Origin of the sequence: Aquicella lusitana (assembly GCF_902459475.1) — a bacterium.
Lineage (GTDB): Bacteria > Pseudomonadota > Gammaproteobacteria > DSM-16500 > DSM-16500 > Aquicella > Aquicella lusitana.
The window spans coordinates 1,895,456-1,919,957 of the sequence record NZ_LR699114.1 but is presented as its reverse complement, the minus strand read 5'-3'; the positions used below and the strand labels follow the sequence as shown (position 1 = coordinate 1,919,957).

General features: G+C 47.2%; 24 protein-coding genes. 9 read left to right on the top strand and 15 right to left on the bottom strand.

Going from position 1 to position 24,502, the window contains the following annotated elements:
- Positions 1–310 precede the first annotated feature (310 nt).
- The 4 genes from AQUSIP_RS08950 to AQUSIP_RS08935 all read right to left on the bottom strand — a co-directional run bounded on the left by AQUSIP_RS08950 (position 311) and on the right by AQUSIP_RS08935 (position 2,615).
- A complete protein-coding gene (locus AQUSIP_RS08950; RefSeq protein ID WP_114835512.1) occupies positions 311–907 on the bottom strand; it encodes a Maf family protein in 597 nt (198 codons plus the stop codon).
- An 11-nt stretch (positions 908–918) separates the two neighbouring features.
- Positions 919–1,155, bottom strand: a complete 237-nt coding sequence (locus AQUSIP_RS08945) for a type II toxin-antitoxin system RelE family toxin (RefSeq protein ID WP_114835511.1) — start codon at positions 1,153–1,155, stop codon at positions 919–921.
- Between the two features lie 4 nt (positions 1,156–1,159).
- Positions 1,160–1,417 carry a type II toxin-antitoxin system Phd/YefM family antitoxin gene (locus AQUSIP_RS08940; RefSeq protein WP_114835510.1) on the bottom strand — a complete coding sequence of 86 codons (258 nt, stop codon included), beginning with the start codon at positions 1,415–1,417 and terminating at the stop codon, positions 1,160–1,162.
- A 160-nt stretch (positions 1,418–1,577) separates the two neighbouring features.
- Positions 1,578–2,615 carry a class I fructose-bisphosphate aldolase gene (locus AQUSIP_RS08935; RefSeq protein ID WP_114833384.1) on the bottom strand — a complete coding sequence of 346 codons (1,038 nt, stop codon included), beginning with the start codon at positions 2,613–2,615 and terminating at the stop codon, positions 1,578–1,580.
- A gap of 232 nt (positions 2,616–2,847) precedes the next feature.
- Between AQUSIP_RS08935 and AQUSIP_RS08930 the strand changes: the two genes are divergently transcribed.
- Positions 2,848–4,038 (top strand): M28 family peptidase, encoded by a 1,191-nt coding sequence (locus AQUSIP_RS08930; protein ID WP_170131726.1) that lies wholly within the window; start codon positions 2,848–2,850, stop codon positions 4,036–4,038.
- 68 nt (positions 4,039–4,106) lie between these two features.
- On the opposite strand, the gene proS is transcribed toward AQUSIP_RS08930, so the two are convergent.
- Together proS and bcp are read right to left on the bottom strand one after the other, a co-directional pair.
- Positions 4,107–5,612: a proline--tRNA ligase gene (gene proS, locus AQUSIP_RS08925; RefSeq protein WP_114833386.1), complete on the bottom strand. Its 1,506-nt coding sequence runs from the start codon at positions 5,610–5,612 to the stop codon at positions 4,107–4,109.
- Positions 5,599–6,057 carry a thioredoxin-dependent thiol peroxidase gene (gene bcp / locus AQUSIP_RS08920; RefSeq protein WP_114833387.1) on the bottom strand — a complete coding sequence of 153 codons (459 nt, stop codon included), beginning with the start codon at positions 6,055–6,057 and terminating at the stop codon, positions 5,599–5,601. The genes proS and bcp overlap by 14 nt, the downstream gene beginning before the upstream one ends.
- A gap of 122 nt (positions 6,058–6,179) precedes the next feature.
- Here bcp and AQUSIP_RS08915 point away from each other — a divergent pair, with 122 nt between their 5' ends.
- Positions 6,180–6,731, top strand: coding sequence for a hypothetical protein (locus tag AQUSIP_RS08915; RefSeq protein ID WP_147277451.1), 552 nt, complete (start codon positions 6,180–6,182; stop codon positions 6,729–6,731).
- Positions 6,732–6,801: 70 nt separating this feature from the next.
- Here AQUSIP_RS08915 and AQUSIP_RS08910 read toward each other — a convergent pair whose 3' ends face one another.
- From AQUSIP_RS08910 to AQUSIP_RS08875, 8 genes are all read right to left on the bottom strand, one after another.
- Complete coding sequence (locus AQUSIP_RS08910; protein ID WP_114833389.1) at positions 6,802–7,005, bottom strand: glycine zipper 2TM domain-containing protein; 204 nt, start codon at positions 7,003–7,005, stop codon at positions 6,802–6,804.
- Between the two features lie 248 nt (positions 7,006–7,253).
- Positions 7,254–7,457, bottom strand: a complete 204-nt coding sequence (locus AQUSIP_RS08905; protein ID WP_114833390.1) for a glycine zipper 2TM domain-containing protein — start codon at positions 7,455–7,457, stop codon at positions 7,254–7,256.
- Positions 7,458–7,500: 43 nt separating this feature from the next.
- Positions 7,501–8,349, bottom strand: coding sequence for a 23S rRNA (adenine(2030)-N(6))-methyltransferase RlmJ (locus AQUSIP_RS08900; protein WP_114833391.1), 849 nt, complete (start codon positions 8,347–8,349; stop codon positions 7,501–7,503).
- 34 nt (positions 8,350–8,383) lie between these two features.
- Positions 8,384–9,211, bottom strand: coding sequence for a glutamate racemase (gene murI / locus AQUSIP_RS08895; protein WP_114833392.1), 828 nt, complete (start codon positions 9,209–9,211; stop codon positions 8,384–8,386).
- Between the two features lie 482 nt (positions 9,212–9,693).
- The gene (gene dapB, locus AQUSIP_RS08890; RefSeq protein WP_114833393.1) at positions 9,694–10,428 is read right to left on the bottom strand and encodes a 4-hydroxy-tetrahydrodipicolinate reductase; all 735 of its coding nucleotides are present in this window, start codon (positions 10,426–10,428) and stop codon (positions 9,694–9,696) included.
- A gap of 49 nt (positions 10,429–10,477) precedes the next feature.
- Entirely contained in the window at positions 10,478–11,728 is a 1,251-nt protein-coding gene (locus AQUSIP_RS08885; protein WP_114833394.1) for a hypothetical protein, read from the bottom strand.
- Between the two features lie 123 nt (positions 11,729–11,851).
- Positions 11,852–12,619, bottom strand: coding sequence for an ABC transporter ATP-binding protein (locus AQUSIP_RS08880; protein WP_114833395.1), 768 nt, complete (start codon positions 12,617–12,619; stop codon positions 11,852–11,854).
- Positions 12,616–13,563 (bottom strand): FecCD family ABC transporter permease, encoded by a 948-nt coding sequence (locus tag AQUSIP_RS08875; RefSeq protein ID WP_114833396.1) that lies wholly within the window; start codon positions 13,561–13,563, stop codon positions 12,616–12,618. Before AQUSIP_RS08875 ends, AQUSIP_RS08880 begins: the two co-directional genes overlap by 4 nt.
- 92 nt (positions 13,564–13,655) lie before the next feature.
- On the opposite strand from AQUSIP_RS08875, the gene rppH reads away from it, so the two are divergent.
- The 4 genes from rppH (at position 13,656) to thyA (ending at position 18,188) form a co-directional block, all read left to right on the top strand.
- Positions 13,656–14,180 carry an RNA pyrophosphohydrolase gene (rppH, locus tag AQUSIP_RS08870; protein ID WP_114833397.1) on the top strand — a complete coding sequence of 175 codons (525 nt, stop codon included), beginning with the start codon at positions 13,656–13,658 and terminating at the stop codon, positions 14,178–14,180.
- Positions 14,181–14,256: 76 nt separating this feature from the next.
- Positions 14,257–16,527, top strand: a complete 2,271-nt coding sequence (gene ptsP, locus AQUSIP_RS08865; RefSeq protein WP_114833398.1) for a phosphoenolpyruvate--protein phosphotransferase — start codon at positions 14,257–14,259, stop codon at positions 16,525–16,527.
- 82 nt (positions 16,528–16,609) lie between these two features.
- Complete coding sequence (gene lgt / locus AQUSIP_RS08860; RefSeq protein WP_114833399.1) at positions 16,610–17,410, top strand: prolipoprotein diacylglyceryl transferase; 801 nt, start codon at positions 16,610–16,612, stop codon at positions 17,408–17,410.
- Positions 17,394–18,188 (top strand): thymidylate synthase, encoded by a 795-nt coding sequence (thyA, locus tag AQUSIP_RS08855; protein ID WP_114833400.1) that lies wholly within the window; start codon positions 17,394–17,396, stop codon positions 18,186–18,188. The genes lgt and thyA overlap by 17 nt, the downstream gene beginning before the upstream one ends.
- Here the strand turns inward: thyA and AQUSIP_RS08850 are convergent.
- Complete coding sequence (locus AQUSIP_RS08850; protein ID WP_114833401.1) at positions 18,185–18,856, bottom strand: endonuclease III domain-containing protein; 672 nt, start codon at positions 18,854–18,856, stop codon at positions 18,185–18,187. The two genes, thyA and AQUSIP_RS08850, sit on opposite strands and share 4 nt — an antisense overlap.
- 471 nt (positions 18,857–19,327) lie before the next feature.
- Here AQUSIP_RS08850 and rnr point away from each other — a divergent pair, with 471 nt between their 5' ends.
- The 3 genes from rnr (at position 19,328) to rlmB (ending at position 24,455) form a co-directional block, all read left to right on the top strand.
- Positions 19,328–21,586, top strand: a complete 2,259-nt coding sequence (rnr, locus tag AQUSIP_RS08845) for a ribonuclease R (protein WP_114833402.1) — start codon at positions 19,328–19,330, stop codon at positions 21,584–21,586.
- A gap of 526 nt (positions 21,587–22,112) precedes the next feature.
- Positions 22,113–23,651 (top strand): hypothetical protein, encoded by a 1,539-nt coding sequence (locus AQUSIP_RS08840; RefSeq protein ID WP_148326093.1) that lies wholly within the window; start codon positions 22,113–22,115, stop codon positions 23,649–23,651.
- A 60-nt stretch (positions 23,652–23,711) separates the two neighbouring features.
- Positions 23,712–24,455, top strand: coding sequence for a 23S rRNA (guanosine(2251)-2'-O)-methyltransferase RlmB (rlmB, locus tag AQUSIP_RS08835; protein ID WP_114833404.1), 744 nt, complete (start codon positions 23,712–23,714; stop codon positions 24,453–24,455).
- The last annotated feature ends 47 nt before the right edge of the window (positions 24,456–24,502 follow it).

The window sequence follows — 24,502 nt, the reverse complement described above, 5'->3', positions numbered from 1 at the left end:
AGTGATTTGACCTATTCTGGACCTTAGCCATTTTTGACAAATGATGCTGATTTTACAGAATGGCTGTCATCCTGAGATTTTTACAGTGGCTGTCATCCTGAGAGCGTTTTTTGCTCGAAGGATCCCCACATGTACAATAGGAGATCCTTCGCTGCGCTCAGGATGACAAAACTGCGCTCAGGGTGAAAAATTCGTGAACACCTGTCAAAAATAGCCAACGTCCAGCTATTGTAACATGTGAAATGAGTATGGCGATCTTTGTGCAAAAAGAAGCGTTGTGACAGGATACTTTTTTTGATGGCGGTGATGATTAGGGAACAGGCCATCCTGCTTTGTTTAACATGTCAGTCAGACGGATCAAGGGCAGCCCGATCAGTGTCGTATAGTCATCGCCCTGCAGGCGGCTGATTAAGCTGATGCCCAGGCCTTCAATTTGAAAGCTGCCAGCACAGTGGAGCGGTTTTTCTTTTTGAAGATAATTTTCAATCATGCCTTCTGATAGACGGCGAAAAAATACATCGTAATGTTCGACAGACCGTTGCAATTGCAGCGTTTTTGCATTGAAGAGGCAGATGCCTGTAAAAAATCGCACGCGTCGGCCGCTGATCAGGGAAAGCTGCCTCACCGCATTTTCATAGCTCAGGGGTTTAGTCAGCACATGATCATCCAAAGTGCCGACCTGATCGCAACCAATAATTAGTGCATCCGGAAACTGTTGCGCTGATTTTTTTGCCTTCGCTTCGGCAAGCCGTTCTACCATTGCAATGACAGGTTCACCAGGGAGTGGCGTTTCATCCACATCAGGTGAGGCAATTGAAAAAGGGATTTGCAAACGAGCAAGCAGCGCGTGACGGGCGGGGGAGGAAGAGCTTAATACAAGCAGTGGCGAGGAGGATTTGTTCTGCATGGTGATCCAGCTTATTTAATTAACAGAACCAAAACTTCCTGTTCTTCTACTTTATAAATGAGACGCAGGTGCAACACATCTTCACTGTATAACCCAGTCATTCCTTCAAGCTTTTTTGTGCCCGGCGGACGAGGGTTGATAGCCAGGGCTTCAATAATTTTGATCACAGTCTTTTGATGCTTGGATGTTAGCGCCTGGATTTGTCTTTGTGCCGCTGGGGAGATCTTGATATGGTAAGGTGTGGTCACGGTGTTACCCTATTTCTTCTTTTAACTTTTCCAGTGTAATGGTTCCTACTGTTCTGGCTTCTTTTAATGCCTCAACAGCATCATGCAAATCGCTTTTGTCCTGCGATGCCTGCAATAATAATAAATCTTCAACGGGGATGATGGCGGCGATTTCTTTGCCGCGTCGCGTCAGGATGATGCGTTCTTTATTATGCGAAACGCGGTTAATCAATTCCGAGAATTCTTCCTTGGCATCGACCGTGTTAATGGAGGTGGTTGTCATGCGATCTATTCCTTTTCTTAAAAAAGAAAAAGAAAACCCTTATCATGCGATTGCCGCCGTGCGTGAAATTTGGCATTCATGAGATCCACCGTCATCCCGGTTTTTCGCAGGATGACAGTGGATGGCTTTAGGGTTTCTCATCAAACAGGGATTGGCTTAATCAGGAAGCAAGAGAGATTTCTTCTTTCTCCATGGATTCCTGGTATTTGCCTTGAGCGGCGAGGCTGTTTAGCATGGCGCGCTTGCTGAATGCTTTTTGTGCCGTAGCGATATTTTTGCTTTGACCCTGCCAAGTTTTCATGCAGTAGTCTTGCAAGGCGCGGGCATAAGAAAAGCTGAGATTCCAGGGAAGTTTCGCAAGCTGGTTCATGGCGTTTAAATGCGCCGTTGCCTGTTCGGAGGTTTGGCCGCCCGATAGGAAATTAATCGTGGGGACAGCGCCGGGTACCGTGCGACGCAGGATACGTACGGTAGCTTCGGCAACTTCATTTACGCTGGCTTTTTGCGGACAGGCTTTGCCGCTGATCACCATGCTGGGTTTCAACACAATGAATTCCAGTTTAACATGGTGACGATATAACGCATTAAACACCGCCTGTAGCACGGGTTCTGTCACTTCTTCGCAGCGTGCGAGTGTATGGTCGCCATCAATCAATACTTCGGGTTCAACAATAGGAACAATTCCCTGTTCCTGGCAAATGGCAGCATAGCGGGCCAACACTTCTGCATTGGTTTCAATCGCGATTGAGGTTGGGGTTTTATCCGAAATAGTATAAACCGAACGCCATTTAGCAAAGCAGGCGCCTTTGGATTTGTACTCTGCGAGTCTTTCTGGCAGGCCATCCAACCCCTGAGTAATGTTTTCATCAAGGCTATTTGCAAGATGAACCAGGCCTTTGTCGACTTTGATACCAGGTAACACGCCCATGTTTTTGAGCGCTTCCGGAAAGGAAATGCCCTGGCTGGTGTTTTGATTCAGGGTTTCTTCAAACAGAATCACGCCAGCGATGTACCGATTAAATTCGGGTGAAGTAATTAACATTTCACGATAGGCACGGCGGTTGTCTTCAGTGGACTCGATGCCGACGGCCTGAAAACGTTTGGTAATTGTTCCTGTGCTTTCGTCTGCGGCCAAAATCCCTTTGCCAGCGACAGTGAGCTTGCTGATGGTTGATTCTAACTCTTTGATATTCGTCATCTTTTCATCCTTTTCAACTGTTAAGAAAGAGATACGTCATCTAAATGATTGCGCAAAAGATAGCATAAATTTGGAGGGGAATCGAGGGCAGACGGCTTACTCGCTCACGGGGCGGAATCTCTGCTCGCAACATTGATGTTGCCAGAGTGATCTTGTAAAGTGCCAGCTTATTTTTAAGGAAGGGATGAGGATAGTGGTGCGCTATCTCGCTTTTGCAGGATTGTTGTTATGCATGCTAAACAGTTACGCGGGGACGAGCGAACAATTTCTAGTCGTGCCGCGTTGTTTGCTTTCAGGAAATTCATTTCGGTACGAAGAGCTGGCCAGCTTAAAATGGCTGCGCTTAATCAAAATAACTGACTTGCATCCGTTGCAAGCAGCGGTAGTAAAAAAGGAAGCACGCTGCAGAGGTTTTATTAATGTGACACGGGCCTGGCGGGATTATTCCAAGCGCAAACAGCTTGATGCCGCTGCCTTTCTCTCGCACTATGCGCCTGCTTCTCGTCGGGGGGATTTGACCCGCCATTATAAAATTCAATACCAAAACGAGGTCAACAGCCTGGTGAGAGAAATTGATACCGCGCAAATCAGGCGGGAACTCAGCAAGCTGACGCATTTTCCAGATCGTCATCTGCATTCTGAGGATGGTGCGCGGGCAGCGCAGTGGATCAGACAGCAGGCCAAAACATTGATAGCGTCTTCCGAAAGAAAGGATACTGAGCTTTTGCTGATACCTACGGAGGGTCATAGCAAACAGCCTTCTGTGATGATGAAAATCGGCAAGGCGTTGAGCGAGCCCGGCATTGTGATCGGGGCGCATTTGGATACGATTGACAGTGTTGATGAATCGCAGCCAGGGGCGGATGATGGTGCTTCTGGCGTTGCGACCGTGCTTGAAACGGCGCGGCTGTTGTTGAACAGCCATTTGCAATTTAACAAGCCTATTTATCTTGTGTGGTATGCAGGTAGTGAAGCAGGCAAGCTGGGCTCACAAAGTGTGGTTCAGTATTTCAAACGCCACCATCTTCCGGTTGATTCAGTGTTGCAACTGGATATGACAGGTTATGTGGGTGCTGATGGTGAGCCCCAAATTGGTCTCGCGGATGATTCAACCGATGCTGGATTGACCACCTTTGTGGCCGATTTGGTAACGGCCTATGTGAAGCTTCCCGTGGGTGTCCGGCGCTGCGGTTATGCATGCAGCGATCATGTTATCTGGTATCAAAACGGTAATCGCGTTGCTTATCCGCTGGAAACCATGGATGAAACGAGTAACCCTTATGTGCACAAGCGCCGCGATACAATGGATAAGTTATCACTGACACACGTTCGCGATTTTGTAAAATTGAGTACGGCTTTTGCAGTAGAGCTTGCCGAGCCGATTATTACTCCGCTTCTTTCAACTTCTTCTTTGAAGCGCTAAAAGGCTTATGCCAAGCGCCGCAATAAGGCGCTTGGCTGTTGAGGAATGATATCGCTGCGGCAAATAAATCAATAAGCTTTCGCAAACAGCGCCTGCTGAGAGCTTGCTTCGCCGGTAAAGATGCATTTGCCTGTTCGCGATTCATTGCTAAAAGGAATGCAGCGAATGGTCACGCTGAGTTCCTGTTTTATTTTTTCTTCAATGACAGGATCACCATTCCAATGTGCTAGTGCAAAGCCGCCATCGCCGTTGAAAAATTCATAAAATGCGTTTCGGTCTGTGATGGTTTGCGTATTCTGCTTTTGAAACGCATGCGCACGTTGCAGCAAGTTTGTCTGCAGTTCTTCGAGTTCCGTGGTGACACTGGAAAGAAAAACTTCGCGCGGAAGCGATTTGCGGTCTTTATATTCCTTGTCGCGTCGGCCCATGAATACCGTATTGGCGGAATATTCTTTGTTGCCGATTTCAAGCCGCAAAGGGATGCCTTTCTTGACCCAGCCCCAGGCTTTTTCTCCGCCGGGTAAATCACGTTTATCCACTTCAACGCCAAGCCGGCGGCCATAATACGTTATGTGGCGTAGCTCATCAGCCAACTGATCGCAGTAAGTGAGAATATTGGCGCGATCTTCTTCCTTATGAATGACAGGCAAAATAACAACATGCGATGGAGCAAGTCGCGGCGGTAAAACGAGGCCGTTATCATCGCTGTGCGTCATGATGAGGCCGCCGATCAATCGGGTCGAGACACCCCACGAAGTCGTCCAGACAAATTCTTCTCTGCCTTCGGCGCTCAGGTATTTGATATTGAATCCGCGTGAAAAATGCTGGCCGAGGAAGTGAGACGTTCCAGCTTGCAGCGCTTTTTTATCCTGCATCATGGATTCAATGCAATACGTATTGACAGCGCCCGGAAAGCGTTCGCTTGCGGTTTTTTCGCCTTTAATGACAGGCATGGCCATGTAATTTTCAGCAAAGTCGGCATAAAGGTCGAGCATGGCACGTGATTCTTCCATGGCTTCTTCCGCCGTGGCGTGGGCAGTATGGCCTTCCTGCCACAGAAATTCTGTCGTGCGCAAAAACATGCGTGTGCGCATTTCCCATCGCATGACATTGGCCCATTGATTAATCAGCAGCGGCAGATCCCGATAAGATTGAATCCAGCGCGCGAAAGCATCGCCGATGATTGTTTCGGAAGTCGGGCGAATAATGTAGGGCTCTTCCAGTTCACCGCTTGGCACGAGTTTGCCTTCTTCATTGGTAGCGAGCCGGTGATGTGTCACAACCGCACATTCTTTTGCAAAACCTTCTATGTGTTCCGCTTCTTTTTGCATGAAGCTCATGGGAATCAAAAGTGGAAAATAAAGGTTTTTGTGTCCTGTTGCTTTAAACTGCTCATTTAAAATGGACTGTATATTTTCCCAGATGGCAAAACCCCAGGGCTTGATAATCATGCAGCCGCGCACTGGCGAAACTTCAGCAAGATCCGCTGCCTTAATGACTTGCTGATACCATTCGGGATAGTTTTCTTCGCGCGTGGGGGTGATGGCTGTTTTAAGCGTTTTATTGGATTTCATTTAATACCTGCTCCACATGGCCAGGAACTTTGACTTTGCGCCAAATCCCGCGAATGGCACCCTGTTCATCGATCAGAAATGTTGAACGTTGAATGCCTAAAAAGGTTTTACCGAACATACTTTTTTTATTAATAACACCGTAAGCCTCGCACACGTCGGCATTGGCATCGACCAAAAGCGGGAAGGGCAGGCCGTATTTTTCCTTGAATTTGGTATGCGCTTTAGCGCTGTCTTTGGAAATGCCGAACACTTCTACACCTTGTTTTGTGAACGCGGCAAACTGGTCGCGAAAATCGCAGGCTTCACGTGTGCAGCCCGGTGTATTGTCTTTGGGATAAAAGAAGAGCACCACTTTTTTGCCACGCAAGTGGCTGAGGGTAATGTTTTTTTCTCTGTCATCAGACAGCGTGAAATCCGGTGCCATATCACCAATTTTAAGCGTCATATCGGTACTCCTCCCAGTTAATCCGTTGAAGAATATCACTATTGAGAAGGTTCGAGAAGTTAGGGATGTTGGATGGGCGAGGCGGTTCATATTTGAACAGGGCATTGACACGGCTATGATAAATGCTAAGCTCTCTTAAGATTATTTTAAGAATTAGACCTGAACGAGGAGAAAAAATGATGCTAAGAATAAAACAGCTGCTTGAAAAAAAAGAGAGTAACGAGCAACAGCCCTTGCTGAGTGACGATGAGCTGGAAAACCGGCTGCAAAAGAAAGCAGACTCAGAGAAGAGTTCAATCGAGGCAGCACGAGGTCAATCAGACACACCAGCAATAAAGAAAGCCGATAATCAGGGGAAAACTGTGATACAACCTGATCCGGTAATTGAAGAAGTGACAGAAGTCAAAGCTGAAGTAGCAGCTAAAAAAAAGACTTTTAGCTCAAGCAAAAGCAAAACTCCCAGGTTTGAACATTTTCCCTATAGCGACTCTATTTTTAGTTATGCAGGTTTTAATACCACTTCTATTCCTCGAACTTTTCCAGTTATTCGGGGAGCTGATTCAGGATTTACCTTGTGGAATTCGGCGAAAAAAGAGGAAGGGGTAAATAAATCTGAAGATAAAAAAATGGAAAATACACAAAGTATTTCCTGTATTTTTAAGTCTCCCAATTAATTAAAATGCTTACTTGCCCGCCTTCAACCATAGAAGGCGGGTCCTTTTAGCAAGCGCTTCATTTTCTTTTTTATCGTGCTAATTCTCTGCCAACATAGGCACCACCGACTGCCCCTGCTACGGTGCCTAATGCACTGCCACCAGTGAGTTCATGACCGGCGGCACCACCAACTACACCGCCTGCGACCATACCTACATCCTGTCGCTGGCAGGCAGCGCCAGCCAGACTGGCTGCAAGAACTAGCGTGCCAAGTGTTATCAAGATCTTGTTCATGATTGCCTACTCCTTCTTTTATTCTTCCAGCGTTTCTTCCACTCTATTTTACAACTATTCGGGGTTAAGAAGGGGGATTTTGATCTTACTCATTGATTCTTCAGCTTTTCCAAAAGAGAGCAGGGCGTTGCTTGGTGCGAAGAGAGAACAAAAATTTCTTAATTTTTTCAATTGGACATTCATTAAAAAACGCCTATCCCGCATCTTATCTTATGTATAAGATGCGGGATGCAGAGGCAGGATCACGCTTACCGAGCTAATTCCCTGCCAACATAGGCACCACCGACTGCGCCTGCTACGGTACCCACTGCACTGCCGCCTGTGAGCGCATGGCCAGCCGCACCGCCTACGACACCGCCACCTACCATACCCATGTCCTGTCTTGAGCAGGAGGCGCCGGTTAAACCAATAACACATACGATAGTTGCAACGATTGTGAGAAGCTGCTTCATGACATTCTCCCTCGTCTATCCATTATCTTTACTATTTTAGCAATTATTTCAGCGGATAAGTGCGATAAGCGCCTTGGTCATTGATAGTTAACGCTTTCCACAGCCAGGGGAGCGTTTCCGCGATGACTGTATCAAACTGCCAGGGTGGGTTAATAACCACCATCCCGCAGCCATTTAAATGGTTAGGCAGATCAGGAAAGATAGTAAATTCAATGGCTAGTACAGGCAAAACCAGGTCTTTTTTAATGGCGCGGTAAAAACGCTCAACCTGGCTCTTTTCTTTGATGGGATACCAGATGGCATAGATACCCGTTTCCCAGCGCTTTAATGCAGTTGGCAAGGCGTGCGCAATGCGGGTGAATTCGTCCGGATTTTCGTAAGGAGGATCAATCAGTACTAATCCACGGCGCTCATGAGGCGGTAAAAATGCTTTCAGGCCAAGAAAGCCATCCATGTGATGAATTGCAACCTGCTTGTCACCAGCAAAAGCCGTCCGAAGTGCCTGGTATTCTGCCGGTTGTAATTCGCAAGCGATAATGCGGTCATGAGGGCGTGCAAGGCAGCGCGCAATCATGGGCGAACCCGGATAGTAACGTAAAGAAGCGAATGTTGACGAAGTTAATTTATTATTGATTTGATGCACGCAGTACAGATACCGTCTGATCAAATCAGGCGGATTATCTTGTTGAATAACTTTTTCAATGCCACCTTCATATTCTTTATTCTTTGCAGCAAACTCAGAAGATAAATCGTAAAAACCCGTACCCGCGTGTGTGTCGATGTAACAGAAGGGGGTTTCTTTGCGCGCTAATGAAGCAAGCAGCGCAACAAGCGTAACGTGTTTGACCACGTCAGCAAAATTACCGGCATGAAACAAATGACGATAGTTCATATTGGATATCTCTTACTTAGCGCTAACACTTCTCTTAATCCCACAGAGGATAATGTTCCAGCTTGATATCTTCGCCGAAGAATAGTTTGGCATTATTTGCAAAGGACTCTGTGTAATCCGAAACATAAAAATGCTTGGCGCTTGTGCCGTTTTCATTAAGTAAATTATTTTTGTGTAGTTGTTTTTTAACAGCCTGAGCGACAATGTCTGAGGAATCAATCAGTTCAATATGACCATCGTTTTGTTTTTGATAATGCTGAGAAATACGTTCTTTGATGATGGGATAATGGGTACAGGCAAGCAGCAGGGCATCAATATTTTGTAAATTCGGTTGGGCCAGATACGTTTCCAGCAAGACATCGATAACGCGGTGATTGCCAAATTCCTCGATGGCAGAAGCCAGCAGATTGGTGGCAGAAGAGGATAGACGGATGCCCAGGTTTAAATCGTCAATCTTCTTTTTATAAATATGCGAGTTGACGGTTTGCCGCGTGCCAATAAGGCCTACATGCTTGGTAATATACTTTTCTTTAAGCAGGTGAATAACAGGATCAATCACGTTCATCACCAGGGCTTTGCTGCCAATATATTCCTTTACGAGTTCGTAAGCTGCCGCAGAAGCTGAGTGGCAGGCAATGAGAATCAGTTTGCATTCCTGCTGGAGCAGCATGTTTACGATTTTAATGGCATAAGCCTGGATTGCAGCAGTCGATTTGTCGCCATAGGGAAGATGAGCTGTATCGCCAAAATAAATGATATTTTCTTTGGGCAAATGAGTCACCAGTGCATGAGCGACAGTCAGGCCGCCAATGCCGCTATCGAAAATACCGATGGGTTGTGAGGAGGTGTGCTTTGTTTTCATGGGCTTATCATACTGAATGCCTATTGATATTCAATGAAAATTCGCTATGATGCGATATTATCTTATTCTTTTCCCTGCTAACCCATCAATCCCTGTTTATGACCTTCTTTCCTGGCCTTTTCCCTGGGGCGGCTTGTTTTTTGATTACACAACAGTGGGGCAAAACACTTTAATCAAATCACAACCGTCCCATGGAAAGTGCCGGGGCATGTCAGGATAAAACAGAATCTGTATAATAGGAATGTAATTGGCATTTTTTACCTAATAAAAGGAGCTTAGCGATGAGAAAGGTAACAGGAATTATTCTTGCAGTTATCATGGCCAGTGTTTTGTTAGGCGGCTGTTATTCCAAATCGTGCGATCAGCCGCAGCAGCCGATGTCAATGAAAGGGGAAGGCTAATCATTTATTGGCGCAACAACAAAAGGGCGCGTACTTCCGTGCCCTTTTCCTTAGGTGGTGCTATTGAACTAACCGTTACGGTTATAAGATTTTCTCCAATCCGTAAACCAGCTCATTCAGTTGAACAACTTTTTCACACGCAAAGCAGACGCCGGGCATAAAGGCTTGCCGGTCGATGCTGTCATGTCGAAGGGTGAGCGTCTCGCCAACATTGCCAAAAATAATTTGCTGATGTGCCAGGAATCCGGGCAGGCGGACAGCGTGAATGGGAACGCCGCGGTAATTGGCACCGCGCGCCCCCGGGACGGTTTCATGCGTGGGTTTTACAGGCTGGTTCAGTTGTTCCGCGGCTTCAGCTAGCATTTCAGCCGAACGGATGGCTGTGCCGGAGGGGCTGTCCGCCTTGTTGGCGTGATGCATTTCGATGATTTCAACATGGGGCATATATTTTGCAATTTCTTTTGCATACTTCATCATCAGAACCGCGCCCAGCGAAAAGTTTGGCGCGATAATGCCGCCCAGCCGCTGTTTTTCACATTGCGCGCTTAACAGGCTGATCTGCTCGGAAGTGAGGCCGCTGGTGCCAATTACCGGATGTGCGCCTGTTTCGATGATAATAGAGGCATTTTCAAACACACATTCAGGACGCGTGAAATCAATTACAACTTCCGCGTGACTGTCAATGATCGATTTTTTTAAATCGTACTCCCGTCCGGTTTGTCCTACGAGCGTCAATGCAGGATGCTCCTCAATGGCTTTGACTGTTATTTGGCCCATGCGGCCAAATGCACCATTGACCAGTACATTGATAGACATGCCTTATTCCTTATTAACAGAATATAATTTCCCAAAATCCGGCGTTTGATTATAGTCTATTTTGACTATCGCTTATGATAACACTATCTACCCATTCTTCATCAGTCATATTCGGTGTGGATATATAGGGCGCTAAAGAAAAGCCGGGCAGCTGTCTAGGTTGTACCGCTGTCCCGAAAAGCGAAGCATTTTGGACGAGAAAAGAGGGTTGAGTATTATTTATAGGTGGTGCATTCAAGAAGCTATTTTGGGCAGGAACAGCGAGCTGCACGTTGGTAGGCGTAGGCAAATCACTTTTCGAAGGCAAGGGCGTGGTCAGATTGTAGGATTTGAACAAGCACATTTGGATAGCGGAAGGCGGTGGCAAGGGAGCGTCTCGTTGTGTAAGCAGGCGGGCCATTTCCCTCTTTGCCTTTTTATTATTCCATGCAGAATAGATTGCACTAATGGAATCCGCCCTATGGTCTGCGGCGGCATCGAGAAACCCTTTTTGGGTTGAGAATTTGATTACGGCGGGCCTTTCACCAAAGAGTGTTGTCAAAAACGCTTCTGAAGCGACCACAATGTCATTGTGACGGGCCAATGAAAAAGGCGGGATATCAAGCCTTTTTGATGAAGCTTCGTATTTAATAAATTGTTCCAACCTTTTTGCACTGGCTGGATTACAGCCATAAGCGCTGAGCATCTTTTTGCCATTGTAGGGCGCAGCCGGGAGCCAGAGGATATGAAAGAAGTTTGTATCAGGATAAATAAGCGCGTCATAGTAATATCCTTCCGTAATAGCGGCTGATTTTGCACCGCGGTGCCATTTTTTTGCGCCTAAAAAGTCATCCAGATAATCTTCAACCGTTTCCTCTGCAGGGGTGTCCTGCTGCTTTAAAGAGGTCAATAATTGATATTTGATAATACGGTCAGAATGTTGGGAGAGATGATAAAAAACGTCAGAAGTGGAGGCCAGTTTTTCGACCGGCTTCGCATCAAATAACTCTTCCAGAAGATTTTGGGAAGCGATCACATGCCGGCCCGATGTGGTCAGGTAGTAAGCAGGATGAAGGCCTAGGGATGTTTCGTTTTCATTAAATATTTCTTCCGATTCGTCTAACATGGGATCCATGGCATTATCGATATTACTGAAAGTTTCAAATGCTTCTGTTTCGGAGCTACATTCAAGCACACATAAAGGCTGTTCTTTGCCTTCTCGGTTAATAGTGGATGAGGTAATCGCCCAAAGCGTAGATTCGGTTTCTGATGTGTTGTTTTTTGAAGATAATGTAATGCCGTAAACGCGAAGAAATGCCATGGTGCCACCCTCTGTTTTTTATTTATATGGAGCTTATTTATTCTGAAAATTAAGCTTTACGAATGACCGGGATTATGTGTAATGAGAGGCGGCCTTGTCAATTTTAATGGATAAGGTGTCAAATTAATCAACAATCCACCATGATCTTTTATCGCTGTGCGCAATATTTCTTATTGGTGTCTGATAGAGGCGCGTCAAGTTGGCTGTTGTCATGATGTCTTCTGGCGATCCCTGCAGCGTGTCGCCGTTTTCGAACAGCAGTAAGAGGCGATTGCAAAATTGCTGGGCCAGATTCAGGTCATGCAGTGACATGATGACAGCAGTTGGCTGGGTTTCTACTAGGGAGCGGAAATGGCGAAGCACATTTAGTTGGTGACGTATGTCCAGATGGTTGGTTGGCTCATCAAGTATATAAATGAAAGGGGTTTGTGCCAGCACGGCGGCAATCGCAAGCCGGCGTTTTTCTCCGCCAGAAAGGCGGTTTAAAAGCATGTCCCGATGGGAGAGTAAATCCATTTTTTCAAGCGCGTGCTTTACAATTTCACTGTCTTCTTTGCTTTCTTTTTTAAAATAGGGCAGGTGGGGAAAACGGGCTGTGAGGCAATATTCCCAAACCGTCTGGGGAAAGAAAACGTGGGTATCCTGAAACAAGATAGCGATATGTTGGGCCAGTACTCTGGGCGGCAGATTGCGTAGATTGTTGCCGTTTAGCCAGATATGATCGATTTTGCTTCGATTTAGACCGGCGAGGGTATGCAGCAAAGTGGTTTTGCCGCTGCCATTTGGGCCTAATATTCCCCAGATTTCGCCTGTCTGTATCTCAATATCCAAATGACGGCAAAGCATTTTCCCGCCAAGGGTGATCGTGAGTGCGCTAGCCTTCAGTTTCATTTTTGGAGCAACCAAATAAATATCGGAACCCCGATGATAGCCATCATCATGCCGACAGGAAGTTGCTGGGGGGCGAACAGGGAGCGGGCGAAGGTATCCGCGATAGTTAATATGCTGCCGCCCAGAAAAAGTGAAACGGGTAGCATGATCCGATGGTCATACCCGACAAGCAGACGTGTTAGATGAGGAATAATGAGCCCTACAAAGCCAATGCAGCCCGCTAGCATCACGGCTTGCGCTGTGAACAAGGAGCTCAGCAGGTAAAGCGTGATACGGTATTTGCGTGTGGCAAGGCCGAGTGCCTGCGCTTCTTTCTCACCACGCCCAAGGATGTTTAATCCGGGCGCCAGCATGAGGCAAATAACAAAGCCAATGATCAGGATAATCAGAGAAAACCAGGGAAAACGCGCATCATTCAAGTCGCCTGACAGCCAGAACAACATGCTGTGCAGGCTGGCATTGGGGCTCATGAGCAGAATAAAGCTGATACAAGCTGAAAAACCGCATGCCATGGCAATGCCCGAGAGGAGCAGTGTATGTGTCTGCCAGCGATGCTTGCGTGCAAGCAGTAGAATAATCACGATAGTGAGCAGGCTGCCTGCCCATGCGCCACCCATCAAGCCATATTCACTGAAGCCAAATAACATCATCAGCAGGGTGAATAAGGCCGCTCCGCCTGAAATACCTAACACATACGGATCCGCTAGCGGATTTTGCAGCAGCAACTGCATGAGCGCGCCCGCAAGCGCGAGCAGCCCGCCGCTGACGAAAGCCGTTAACGTGCGCGGCAAACGTAACTTCCACAAAATGGTATTAAAATCGCCGCGGCTATCGAACAGAAGTTGATAGAGCGAAATAGAAGTACTACCTTTAGATAAGGAGAGGAAAAAACTGAAAAAGATCAGGCAAAACACTAGAAAAGCGAGACGAAACCGGGATGTCATGTGCGTGCACTCGCGCTATAAATGTTTGATAAGGACCTGATAATTTGGAACAATGCTTTAACCATGTTGGCGGCGATTATAGGTGATAAGAAGTGATTGATAAAGCAGGATACAGATACGGTGTAGGTATTATACTGGTGAATAACAACCGGCAGCTGTTTTTTGCTAAGCGTGTTGGAATGCTTGCCTGGCAGTTTCCTCAAGGCGGTATGAAAGAAAATGAAACGCCCGAGCAATCAATGTTCCGTGAATTGAAAGAAGAAATTGGGTTGGAACCTGAAGATGTGGAAATACTTTCCAGCACCAAACGCTGGCTGCGCTATCGATTGCCGAGTCGTTTGGTGCGGCATTATGCCAAACCATTGTGCATAGGCCAAAAACAGAAATGGTTTCTGCTGCGTTTGGTCAATCAGGAGGCCAAGATAGATCTGCAGGCAAATGGCGATCCGGAATTTGATTCCTGGGCTTGGGTATCCTACTGGTATCCGCTGCGTCAGGTGGTCACCTTCAAGCGGCGCGTCTATGTGATGGCGCTCAAGGAATTTGCCAAGATTGTGTTGTCAAAGCGGTTTTGGGAACCCATGGAAGGAAATCGGCAGCTGGAAAGTAATGGGTAGCAGATAAATGCGCATGGCGGAAATTTATTAACGCCTCTGTCTCGTGTCATTTATCTTCTGATTTTGAGGAGAGGCAATGCTAACAATCTTGCGACATATCATCCAAGAGGTGACAAGTGCCCAAGATTTTAGGGAAGCGCTGGACATTATGGTTAAGCGCATTGCCAACGCATTGGCTACTCAGGCCTGCTCTATCTTTTTACTCGATCGGCACCATGGCGAATACGTGCTGGTTGCAACGCAAGGTTTAAATCCCCAGGCGGTAGGTAAGGTGCGCGTGCCTATTAATAAGGGATTAATTGGTCTGGTAGGCGAGCGTGAAGAGCCGCTCAATATCGATGACGCCACCAAACATCCGCGTTTCTATCGCGTTCCCGAAATCAAAGAAGAAGCTTATCGTGCCTTTCTGGGTACGCCAGTGATTTATCATCGCCAAGTGCTCGGTGTGCTGATTGTGCAGCAGGAGGACCCGCGGCGTTACGATGAATCGGAAGAAGCCTTTCTCGTTACCCTGGCGACACAGCTTGCAGCTATTATTGCGCATGCGGAAGCAACGGGTGCGCTCGCTGAACTTCTGCAAAGTTCTAAAGAAAAGCGCCATGAACTGATTTATTCCGGTGTGCCCGGCGCGCCGGGCATTGGTATGGGGGTAGGCGTGGTGGTGTATGCGCCTTATGACCTGGACACCATACCCGATCGCGAGCCTGATAGTGTTGAAGCGGAAATCCAGTTACTGGAGGCGGCTTTTTCTGCTGTGCGTGAAGATTTGCGCCTTTTAAGCGAGCGTTTGTATCCTGCATTGCCGCCGGAAGAACGTGCGTTGTTTGATGTGTATCAGCGCATTTTGGATAGCGCAGACATGGGTAAGGAAGTAGCTGATGCCATTCGCGCTGGGAACTGGGCGCCCGGCGCTTTACGAGAGGTGATTCAGGCGCATGTAAGACGATTGGAAAGCCTCGATAATGAATACATGCGTGAGCGTGCCGAAGACATTAAAGACCTCGGCCAGCGTGTATTAACCTATCTGCAAAAAAATGATCGTACGACGCCGCAGTATGCAGAGAAGACAATCCTGATTGGCGAATCCATCACGCCCACTGACCTGGCTGAAGTCCCGGAAGGCTATCTCGCAGGCGTCATTTCCGCTAAAGGGTCAGGAAATTCACATGTAGCCATTCTGGCGCGCGCTATGCGCGTACCCACTGTAATGGGAGTAGGTGATACGCCTATTTATGAACTGCAGGATAAGGAAATTATTGTCGATGGCTATTATGGCCAGATTTATGTTTCTCCCAGTCCCAATTTGCGCACTGAGTTTGAGCGGCTGATTCAGGAAGAAAAAAAACTGGATGCAGCGTTAGAAGAAATTCGCGATTTGCCCGCTGTCACTAAGGATGGCCAGCGCATTGGTTTGCTCGTTAACACAGGATTAGGCGCGGATATCAGTATCTCGCTTGCAGCGGGAGCAGAAGGAGTGGGTCTTTATCGTACTGAGATCCCTTTTTTGATGCGGGACCGATTTCCATCGGGTGAAGAACAGCGCATCATTTATCGCCAGTTGCTGGCGTCGTTTGCGCCGCGGCCGGTGATTATTCGTACGCTGGACGTGGGCGGTGATAAACCTTTGCCGTATTTTCCCATCAAGGAAGATAATCCCTTTCTGGGTTGGCGCGGCATTCGTATCACGCTGGATCATCCGGAAATTTTTCTGTCCCAGGTGCGCGCCATGATGCGGGCGAGCGAGGGGTTAAATAATATGCGCATTATGCTGCCCATGATTACGGATGCGACTGAAGTGGACGAGGCATTGCGTCTGCTTAGAAAAGCCTATACAGAGGTGCGGGATGAAGGATATGACGTTGAAATGCCCCAGATTGGCGTTATGATTGAGGTGCCCTCTGCAGTCTATCAGGCGCGCGTGCTTGCCAAACGGGTGGATTTTCTCTCCGTAGGCAGCAACGATCTGACCCAATACATTCTTGCTGTTGACCGCAATAATCCTCGCGTAGCCAATCTGTATGATGCCTTGCATCCTGCTGTTTTACGGGCGCTAATCCAGGTTGTGGAAAACGGACACCAGGAAGGAAAGCATGTCAGTATTTGCGGTGAAGTGGCGGGCGATCCAGTGGCTGTCCTCTTGCTGCTTGCGATGGGGTTTGACTCATTAAGTATGAATGCGTCTTCCATCGGGCGCGTGAAATGGGTCATTCGCCATTTCACGCATAAAAAAGCGGCGAAATTATTGCACGAAGTCCTGGGCATGGAAAACGCAGTCATGATACGTTGCCACATGGAGCTGGCGCTGGAACGCGCAGGCCTCGGCAATCTGATTCGTGCAGGGCGTTAATAGGGTCGCCATGCCAGTCCTCGTTGGCACAGGATATCTGATTAAGTAAAATGTTCTCCAATTCAGGAGTATTGAATTCGCTATGCTTACCTATCCAAACATCGATCCAGTCGCATTTTCGATTGGTTCCTGGCCTGTCTACTGGTATGGGTTAATGTATCTCATCGGCTTTCTGGGCGGGTGGGGGCTGTTGTCTCTTCGCTTGCGCTTTTCCCCGCGCGGTTTTACCCAGGACCAGTTATCCGACATTGTTTTTTACGCAGCGCTTGGCGCTATCATCGGTGGCCGACTGGGCTATATGTTGTTTTATGACTGGCGTGTCCTCTTTTCCGATCCGCTGCTGATTTTTCAGACATGGAAAGGCGGCATGTCGTTTCATGGCGGCTTTTTGGGCGTGATTATTGCCATGCTGATTTGCGCGAAACGCATGAAGAAATCCGTGGTGGCGCTAACGGATCTCATTGCACCGGTAGTGCCGATTGGCCTCGGCGCAGGACGCATTGGCAACTTTATTAATGGCGAATTATGGGGCCGTGTTACCACCTTACCCTGGGGAATGGTTTTTCCTAACGGCGGTCCTTATCCGCGTCATCCGTCACAGCTGTACGAATTTTTACTGGAAGGTGTCGTGCTTTTTCTTGTTTTATGGATTTATTCTCGCAAGCCCCGGCCACTGGGTGCCGTTTCAGGCCTCTTCGCATTAGGGTATGGTATATTCCGGTGCACCGCGGAATTTTTCCGCGAGCCGGATGTGCAAATCGGTTATTGGTTTGGCTGGATAACAGAAGGCCAGTTGTTATCGCTGCCTCTGATTCTTCTCGGTATCATCCTGTTAATCTGGGCCTATAAAAAAGAGAGAGCGTCACATGAAACAATATCTTGACTATCTTCAGCATATTTTAACCTATGGTGAGCGCAAGACAGATCGGACGGGCGTAGGCACATTGAGCGTATTTGGCTACCAGATGCGGTTTAATTTGAGTCAAGGGTTTCCATTGCTTACCACTAAAAAGCTGCATACTCGCAGTATTTTTCATGAATTGCTCTGGTTTTTGCAGGGTGATACGAACATAGCGTATCTCAAGGAAAACGGTGTAAGCATATGGGATGAATGGGCAGACAAAAACGGTGATTTAGGGCCGGTATACGGCAAACAATGGCGCGCCTGGCAGACAGCGGACGGGCGCGTGATTGATCAGATGCGCGCACTGGTTGAGCAGATCAAAACCAATCCGGATTCGCGACGCTTGATCGTCAGTGCCTGGAATGTGGGAGAGCTTGACAAAATGGCGCTGCCCCCGTGTCATTTGCTGATGCAGTTTTACGTGGCGAACAAGAAATTATCTTGCCAACTTTATCAGCGGTCTTGTGATTCTTTTCTGGGTGTGCCATTTAATATTGCTTCTTATTCCTTATTGACGCATATGCTGGCACAACAATGTGATCTGGCACCGGGCGATTTCGTCTGGACAGGGGGTGACTGCCATATTTACCTTAATCACTTAGAACAGGTGAAGCTGCAATTAACCCGTACACCGCTTCCTTTACCTACACTGCATTTCAAGCGCCGGCCGCCCTCATTGTTTGACTATACGTATGACGATATTGAAATTCTCAATTATGAGGCGCATCCGCATATCAAGGGCGCGGTGGCGGTTTAGCGGCTTGCTGCATTTTCCCGATAATGCGCGCAGGTTCGCTTGAGCGAGCATTGACCGCAGAGCGGTACTTTGCGGCAGGCGTGTTTTGCATGTTGGACAATCAGCGCGTGATATTCACTAAAGAGTTTTTCATCGGGCGGCAGCGCCTGATGAAAGTGTATCTGCGCCTCTTCATAGTTTAGTTTGCCTGTGAGACCGGTGCGTTGTAGCAGGCGGTGCGTGTAAGCATCAATGACAAACACAGGCCTGTCAAATGCATATAATAGAATATCGTCCGCAGTCTCGTTACCGATGCCATGCAGGTCGAGCAGCATTTGACGTAAAGCGGGGGTAGCGTGTCGCTTTAGTTTTTTATAGCCACCTTGCTCCAAGTACCACTGGCAAAACAGTTTAAGCCGCCGGGCCTTTTGGTTGTAATAGCCGGAAGATTTTATATAGCCCGCAAGGCGCGCTTCCGGCAGTGCATGAATGGCTTCTGGTGAAAGGCAATTATTCTGCTTGAGCTGGTGAATGGCTTTCTCCACATTGGTCCAGTTGGTATTTTGGGTGAGGATAGCGCCGACCATGATTTCAAACCGGTTTTCCGCCGGCCACCAGCTTTGCGGCCCGTAGGTTTCACGCAGCTGTTTATAAAGCGTGTTAAGTTTTCGATGTAAAAAGGGACTCATATGGGTGATTACTGAAGACAGTGTTTGTCGTAAGTGCGTTGGGTTAGGGGCTCTTCTGCCATCTGGATATCAGCTCGCCGCGTATCACTGGTGCTCCCGCTGAAGATAATCCGGCTATTTAGCTCGTTGCAGACGCCAGACTGCGGCTCACCGGGCCTGAAAGGTGCGCAGGAGCAGAGCAGACAAACAAGGCATAAACAGAAAAAGTGTGATATATATTGGTTCATGATAAGAAATTCTCCTTGAACAGCCTCTGGATGATCCCCTGCAAGACTGTATTTTTTTATTATAATAGAAGGGAATCCTCGGGTGTTAATAATCTTCCAAGTGATTGCAATGATTTGTTTTCCCGCTTATTCTGGACGGAAGGCATGCTTGGCATGCGGGCTCAAAAAGCAGCGATAGACTGATTAAATGGAATGGTAAAGAGCTGAAAAAGGAAGTGTTTGGGCTATTTGTATAGGTTACTCAATGACTAAAAAATTTAAGCGTAAAAAAGACCCCCATGCGGAAAGGGAGGCTCAAAAATATCAAAATCCTATCCCCAGCAGAGAATTTATTCTGGATTACCTTGCAGAGCGAGGGCGTCCTGCGAATTATCAGCAGATTCAGACTGAATTAGGGATCCAAGGTGCCGAGCAGGAAGAGGCTTTACGGCGCCGTCTGATTGCGATGACGCGGGATGGGCAATTATTAAAAAATCGTAAAGGCGCATACGGTCCGCTTTCCAAAATGGAACTCATTGCGGGACGTGTCATCGGCCACAAAGATGGTTTTGGCTTTGTTGAACCAGACGATCCCGGCGAAGAAGACTTGTTTTTGAGCCCGCGACAGATGCGAAATGTGTTTCACGGTGACCGCGTGCTTGCCCGCATCTCCAACATTGATAATCGCGGCCGGCGTGAAGCCGTTATTGTTGAGGTGCTGGAACAGAATACCCAGCAGCTGGTTGGCCGCTATTATGAGGAATCCGGTGCAGCCTTCGTTGAGCCCACTAATAAACGCGTCCATCACGATATTCTCATTCCGCCCGATGAAAATGGCGGTGCGGAAAATGGACAGATGGTCGTCGTAGCGATTACTGCTCAGCCAACGGCACATACACGTCCGCTTGGGAAGGTGGTAGAAATTCTGGGTGACCACATGGCGCCTGGCATGGAAATTAAAGTGGCCATTCGCAATCACGAACTACCCTATCTCTGGCCAGATGATGTCAGCCTGGAAGCCTCACGTTTTCCAGCTGAAGTGCAAGAAGAAGATTTAGAAGGCCGCACGGACTATCGCCATTTACCCCTTGTCACCATTGATGGTGAAGACGCTAAAGATTTTGATGACGCGGTGTATTGTGCCCCCCGCGATAAGGGCGGCTGGTTATTGTATGTGGCCATTGCGGATGTTGGCCATTATGTGCGTCCGGGCTCGGCACTGGATAGAGAAGCTTATAAGCGAGGAAATTCTGTTTATTTTCCGGGCCGCGTGATTCCCATGCTGCCCGAGGCCTTGTCGAATAATCTGTGCTCGCTTAATCCCAATGTAGACCGCCTTGCCATGGTATGCGAAATGACAATTCATCCCACGGGCCGGATTATGCGTTATCAGTTTAATGAGGGGGTGATTAAATCGCACGCACGCCTTACCTATACTCAGGTACATGCGATGATGGAAAAAAATGACAATCGCATGCGCGAGCGCTTCAAGCCCTTGCTGCCTCATTTGACTCACTTATATGATCTTTTCCGCACTCTGCATAAAGCACGGCAAGCACGCGGCGCGATTGATTTTGATTTGCCGGAAACCAAAATTGTGTTTGGTAAAGACCGCAAGATTGAAAAAATTGTTCCCTATGAACGTTATGACTCGCATCGCGTCATTGAGGAATGCATGTTGAGCGCCAACATTTCTGCGGCGCGATTTCTGGAAAAAAACAAGCAATCGGGTCTCTACCGTGTTCACGAAGGCCCTACAGAAGAAAAGCTGCATGATTTGCGCCGTTTTCTGAATGAGATGGGACTTAAAATGCCGGGCCATCGCAAACCCGTGCCCGCTGATTACGCGCACATTTTGCGTGTGGTGAAAGACCGTCCCGATGCGCATCTGATACAAACCGTTCTGCTACGCTCAATGAGCCAGGCGGTGTATGATCCAGACAACAGAGGCCATTTTGGTCTTGCCTTTGAAGCTTATACCCACTTTACTTCGCCCATACGCCGTTATCCAGATTTGCTGGTTCACCGTGTTATCAAGCAGGTACTCTCGCGCAAGCCATCGTTGCTGGATGAAGCATCCTTGAATAAAGCGGGCGAGCACTGTTCCATGACTGAGCGGCGCGCGGATGATGCCACCAGCGAAGTCAGCGACTGGTTAAAGTGTGAATTCATGATGGATAAAGTTGGCCAGGAATTTTCGGGTGTGATTTCAGGTGTCACCGGTTTTGGCTTTTTTGTGGAGCTTGCTGATATTTACGTTGAGGGGCTCGTGCATATGAGCACGCTGCCCAATGATTATTATCAATTCGATGCAATTAAACACACCATCACCGGCGAGCGTAACGGCAGACGTTTTCGTTTGGGCGACTCTGTCAAAGTACAAGTGGCACGGGTAGACCTGGATGAGTGTAAAATTGACTTTGTGTTAGCTGGTGAGCCCCCACGCAGCGAAACCAAGGCAAAAGGTCGACGGCCGCAGGCTAAAAAAGGAAAAAAAACCAAAAAGAAAAAGCAAAAACGCTAATGTGAGGTGCATAATCAATAGATTAATATTGCTACGTTATTTGTTATTCCCATATCGCGGGAATAACAAATTTTCAAGCAAGCTTTTTAAATTAGCAGATTGATCAATAGATTATGCCATTCCAGCTGTCTCCTTAATATTCTCCTAATCTCTCACTACTAAAATGATCTGCCTTGTGCAACAAGACGGCATTTTTTATTTCTTAATCTCTGTACACGACAAAATTAATCTCCAAAACGAGGCATTTTTTAATGACATTCCCACGGTTACTTTCTGTTAATGAATGGCGGAAAATGAGTGCAAAGCTAGCTTGCGCTGCAAGTGATGTGGAAGAAGCGTTGAGATCGGTTTATTCAGCACGCTGCCCGAGCGCTTTGATGCCCTGTTGGATCTTTATGATCTTTGCTCCGGAAAAAAGAATGTCGAGTATCAGGACCTTGCCGATAAGGTTCTCGCCATTTTCAAGCATATTTTAAATGTCGAGTCTGCAGACGAGGTGGGTGAAAAATTGGCGCGCAGAAAAATAATGCGACGTTTTGATCCTTCATATATTCCCTGGGCCAGACCCAAAACGGTTTCAGGCGCCTTTATTGACCCGTATCCAATGGTAAAGCAGGCGACGCAGAACAATGAGAGTGAGCAGACGATATTTGACGCTGTTCAGAATTTTTATAAACGGATTAATGACTCTGATGATTTATTAAATATAAATTACATGCAGGAATGTAGCGATGATAAAAGTACGATAGAGATAAAAAGCTTTGATTATCAGGAGCTCGAGCAATTTCGCGTTTACCCTTATCAGGGAAAATTGATTAAAATGCTCATGGAAGGGAGTGGTGATAACCAGCATTTGTCTTTTGATTTTTTCGAATCAACGAAACTGGTCATGAAGGGATATTATCCTGCCCTAAAACAAAAATGGGATTTAAAAAATCGCGGTATTTATCTTATTCATGCGGATGGCAGCTTCTTTGCAGGCTCGTCAATTCATCCTCAGCGAGTCTCCTTGCTCGATTTATTTTTTCGAGGACAACAACCGATTATTCACCCCTCCTATAGAGGCTGTCTTAAACAAGATTCAAAAGATAAAAACTATCCTAACTTGGCTCCTTATATGGCTGGCGAGATAGGGGATGCCGTGAAAGGTGTGTTAGGGGAAATCGATGCAGCCAGCGGCCATTTCAAACCTTCATATCAGCAGGCACGTTGCAGTGTCCAGTTTTTGAGAGATATGGGTCTCGCTCATAACCTGACCCGAGTAACTTTCTATGACAGGGAGGGAGTTTTTACGCATTTACACACGACTGAAAATGAGAAGATGTTGTTTGATTACGCGCTTGAAAACGGAAACAGTGATATCAAAAAATTAATGGACATTATCATTAAGTACAATAAAAAAGATTACATCGAGGAAGTCAAGCAAACTCTGTTAAAGACCTTTAGAGATGAGGCAAAGCCTGTTTATCATGCGTATCAATGGCAAGACGAAATTAATCAATTCTACGCACGCTGGATGAGCGACAGCAAAGTGTATGGAAGCACGCCCTCTAGGGTTACCCTCGAACTCAATCGGGCGGTAGAAAAGTTGTCATTTTATGCGATCATTTCAGACCCTGATAACGCACTGAGCTATTTGCAGCGTGCGCTGGACGCAGTCGAGTCCTGGAAGAAATTCCATGACAAAGGGTCGGGTGGATCCAGTTCGCTCCGTGAAAAGGCAGTAAAAAAACTGGAGAAAGACTTGCGTAAGCAGGTGTTTAATTTTGAACTGATTAAACTGTGCAAATTATCTAAGTCTAAAAACAAGATCGTCATGCAGCTTTTGAAGGGAGAAATCAATCAGGATGAATTTATCCAGGCTGTGAGGGAGGAAAAAGCAGGTGATATGCCAAAAAAACCATTATTTTTTTCTTCGCCGTCGCTTGAGCATGACGATTTTCCTTTTCATATGATTGCAAAGTATGCTGAAAATTTTAGCGAATTGGCCGGTTCCATCAGCGCTCACCTGAAAGCATTTGAAGCGAAAATGCTTTTAACAAAAGAGCAGGTTAGCTTTTATTGATGCAGATGTGGTGTCCTCAGTATACTATGGCGCATTCCCTCTTTTAGACTTGAGATTAAAATGACCAGCTCATTTGTTTTTGGATTGCATGCTGTTGAATCCCTGCTAAACAATTCCCCGGAGCGTGTTCTCCGTCTATGCGTGCAGCAGGAGCGTCAGGATAGAAAAATTGACTCTCTTTTGCAGTTGGCCAGGAAGAAGGGGATCGTCGTGGACGTGGTTCCCAGGCTTGAATTGGATCGATTAACTCAAGGAGCTAATCATCAGGGGATAGTGGCTTTCTGTTCTAAAGCGCGTGCCTATTCGGAATCTGACTTGAAACAACTCCTGCAGCATACAACAACGCCTCCTTTTGTGTTGGTACTGGACAGTGTGCAGGATCCCCATAATCTGGGAGCCTGTTTTCGCTCAGCGGACGCGGCTGGCGTGCATGTCATCATCGCTCCCAAAGATAAAGCTGCGAGCATTACACCTGTTGTGAGCAAGGTGGCAAGTGGTGCTGCGGAGACTGTTCCATTTGTCCAGGTCACCAATCTAGTGCGCGCGTTGGAGCTGCTGAAGGAGCTCGGGATCTGGATCTATGGCGCTGCAGGTGAAGCCGAGCAAACGCTTTTTCAAACCGACTTGTCAGGGCCTGTTGCCTTTGTGCTGGGAGCGGAAGGTACAGGTTTGCGTCGTCTCACGCGCGAACACTGTGATGTGCTATTAAAGATTCCCATGCAGGGAGCGGTTTCCAGTTTGAACGTGTCAGTGGCGGCGGGCATTTTTTTATTTGAAGCCGTGCGGCAGCGCAAAACGTCATAACTTTGTTGATTTATGTTTGTGTAATCCAGGTTGGGATTTATTTGCCG

Bases quoted from the DNA above. Each gene is read 5' to 3' on its own strand.
- rlmB (WP_114833404.1), top strand. From the start codon at position 23,712: ATGACCAGCTCATTTGTTTTTGGATTGCATGCTGTTGAATCCCTGCTA.
- AQUSIP_RS08950 (WP_114835512.1), bottom strand. From the start codon at position 907: ATGCAGAACAAATCCTCCTCGCCACTGCTTGTATTAAGCTCTTCCTCC.
- dapB (WP_114833393.1), bottom strand. From the start codon at position 10,428: ATGTCTATCAATGTACTGGTCAATGGTGCATTTGGCCGCATGGGCCAA.
- murI (WP_114833392.1), bottom strand. From the start codon at position 9,211: ATGAAAACAAAGCACACCTCCTCACAACCCATCGGTATTTTCGATAGC.
- thyA (WP_114833400.1), top strand. From the start codon at position 17,394: ATGAAACAATATCTTGACTATCTTCAGCATATTTTAACCTATGGTGAG.
- AQUSIP_RS08915 (WP_147277451.1), top strand. From the start codon at position 6,180: ATGCTAAGCTCTCTTAAGATTATTTTAAGAATTAGACCTGAACGAGGA.
- AQUSIP_RS08875 (WP_114833396.1), bottom strand. From the start codon at position 13,563: ATGACATCCCGGTTTCGTCTCGCTTTTCTAGTGTTTTGCCTGATCTTT.
- AQUSIP_RS08940 (WP_114835510.1), bottom strand. From the start codon at position 1,417: ATGACAACCACCTCCATTAACACGGTCGATGCCAAGGAAGAATTCTCG.
- bcp (WP_114833387.1), bottom strand. From the start codon at position 6,057: ATGACGCTTAAAATTGGTGATATGGCACCGGATTTCACGCTGTCTGAT.
- AQUSIP_RS08935 (WP_114833384.1), bottom strand. From the start codon at position 2,615: ATGACGAATATCAAAGAGTTAGAATCAACCATCAGCAAGCTCACTGTC.
- AQUSIP_RS08910 (WP_114833389.1), bottom strand. From the start codon at position 7,005: ATGAACAAGATCTTGATAACACTTGGCACGCTAGTTCTTGCAGCCAGT.
- AQUSIP_RS08840 (WP_148326093.1), top strand. From the start codon at position 22,113: ATGCGACGTTTTGATCCTTCATATATTCCCTGGGCCAGACCCAAAACG.
- AQUSIP_RS08930 (WP_170131726.1), top strand. From the start codon at position 2,848: ATGCTAAACAGTTACGCGGGGACGAGCGAACAATTTCTAGTCGTGCCG.
- ptsP (WP_114833398.1), top strand. From the start codon at position 14,257: ATGCTAACAATCTTGCGACATATCATCCAAGAGGTGACAAGTGCCCAA.
- AQUSIP_RS08880 (WP_114833395.1), bottom strand. From the start codon at position 12,619: ATGAAACTGAAGGCTAGCGCACTCACGATCACCCTTGGCGGGAAAATG.
- lgt (WP_114833399.1), top strand. From the start codon at position 16,610: ATGCTTACCTATCCAAACATCGATCCAGTCGCATTTTCGATTGGTTCC.
- proS (WP_114833386.1), bottom strand. From the start codon at position 5,612: ATGAAATCCAATAAAACGCTTAAAACAGCCATCACCCCCACGCGCGAA.
- AQUSIP_RS08850 (WP_114833401.1), bottom strand. From the start codon at position 18,856: ATGAGTCCCTTTTTACATCGAAAACTTAACACGCTTTATAAACAGCTG.
- AQUSIP_RS08885 (WP_114833394.1), bottom strand. From the start codon at position 11,728: ATGGCATTTCTTCGCGTTTACGGCATTACATTATCTTCAAAAAACAAC.
- AQUSIP_RS08900 (WP_114833391.1), bottom strand. From the start codon at position 8,349: ATGAACTATCGTCATTTGTTTCATGCCGGTAATTTTGCTGACGTGGTC.
- rnr (WP_114833402.1), top strand. From the start codon at position 19,328: ATGACTAAAAAATTTAAGCGTAAAAAAGACCCCCATGCGGAAAGGGAG.
- AQUSIP_RS08905 (WP_114833390.1), bottom strand. From the start codon at position 7,457: ATGAAGCAGCTTCTCACAATCGTTGCAACTATCGTATGTGTTATTGGT.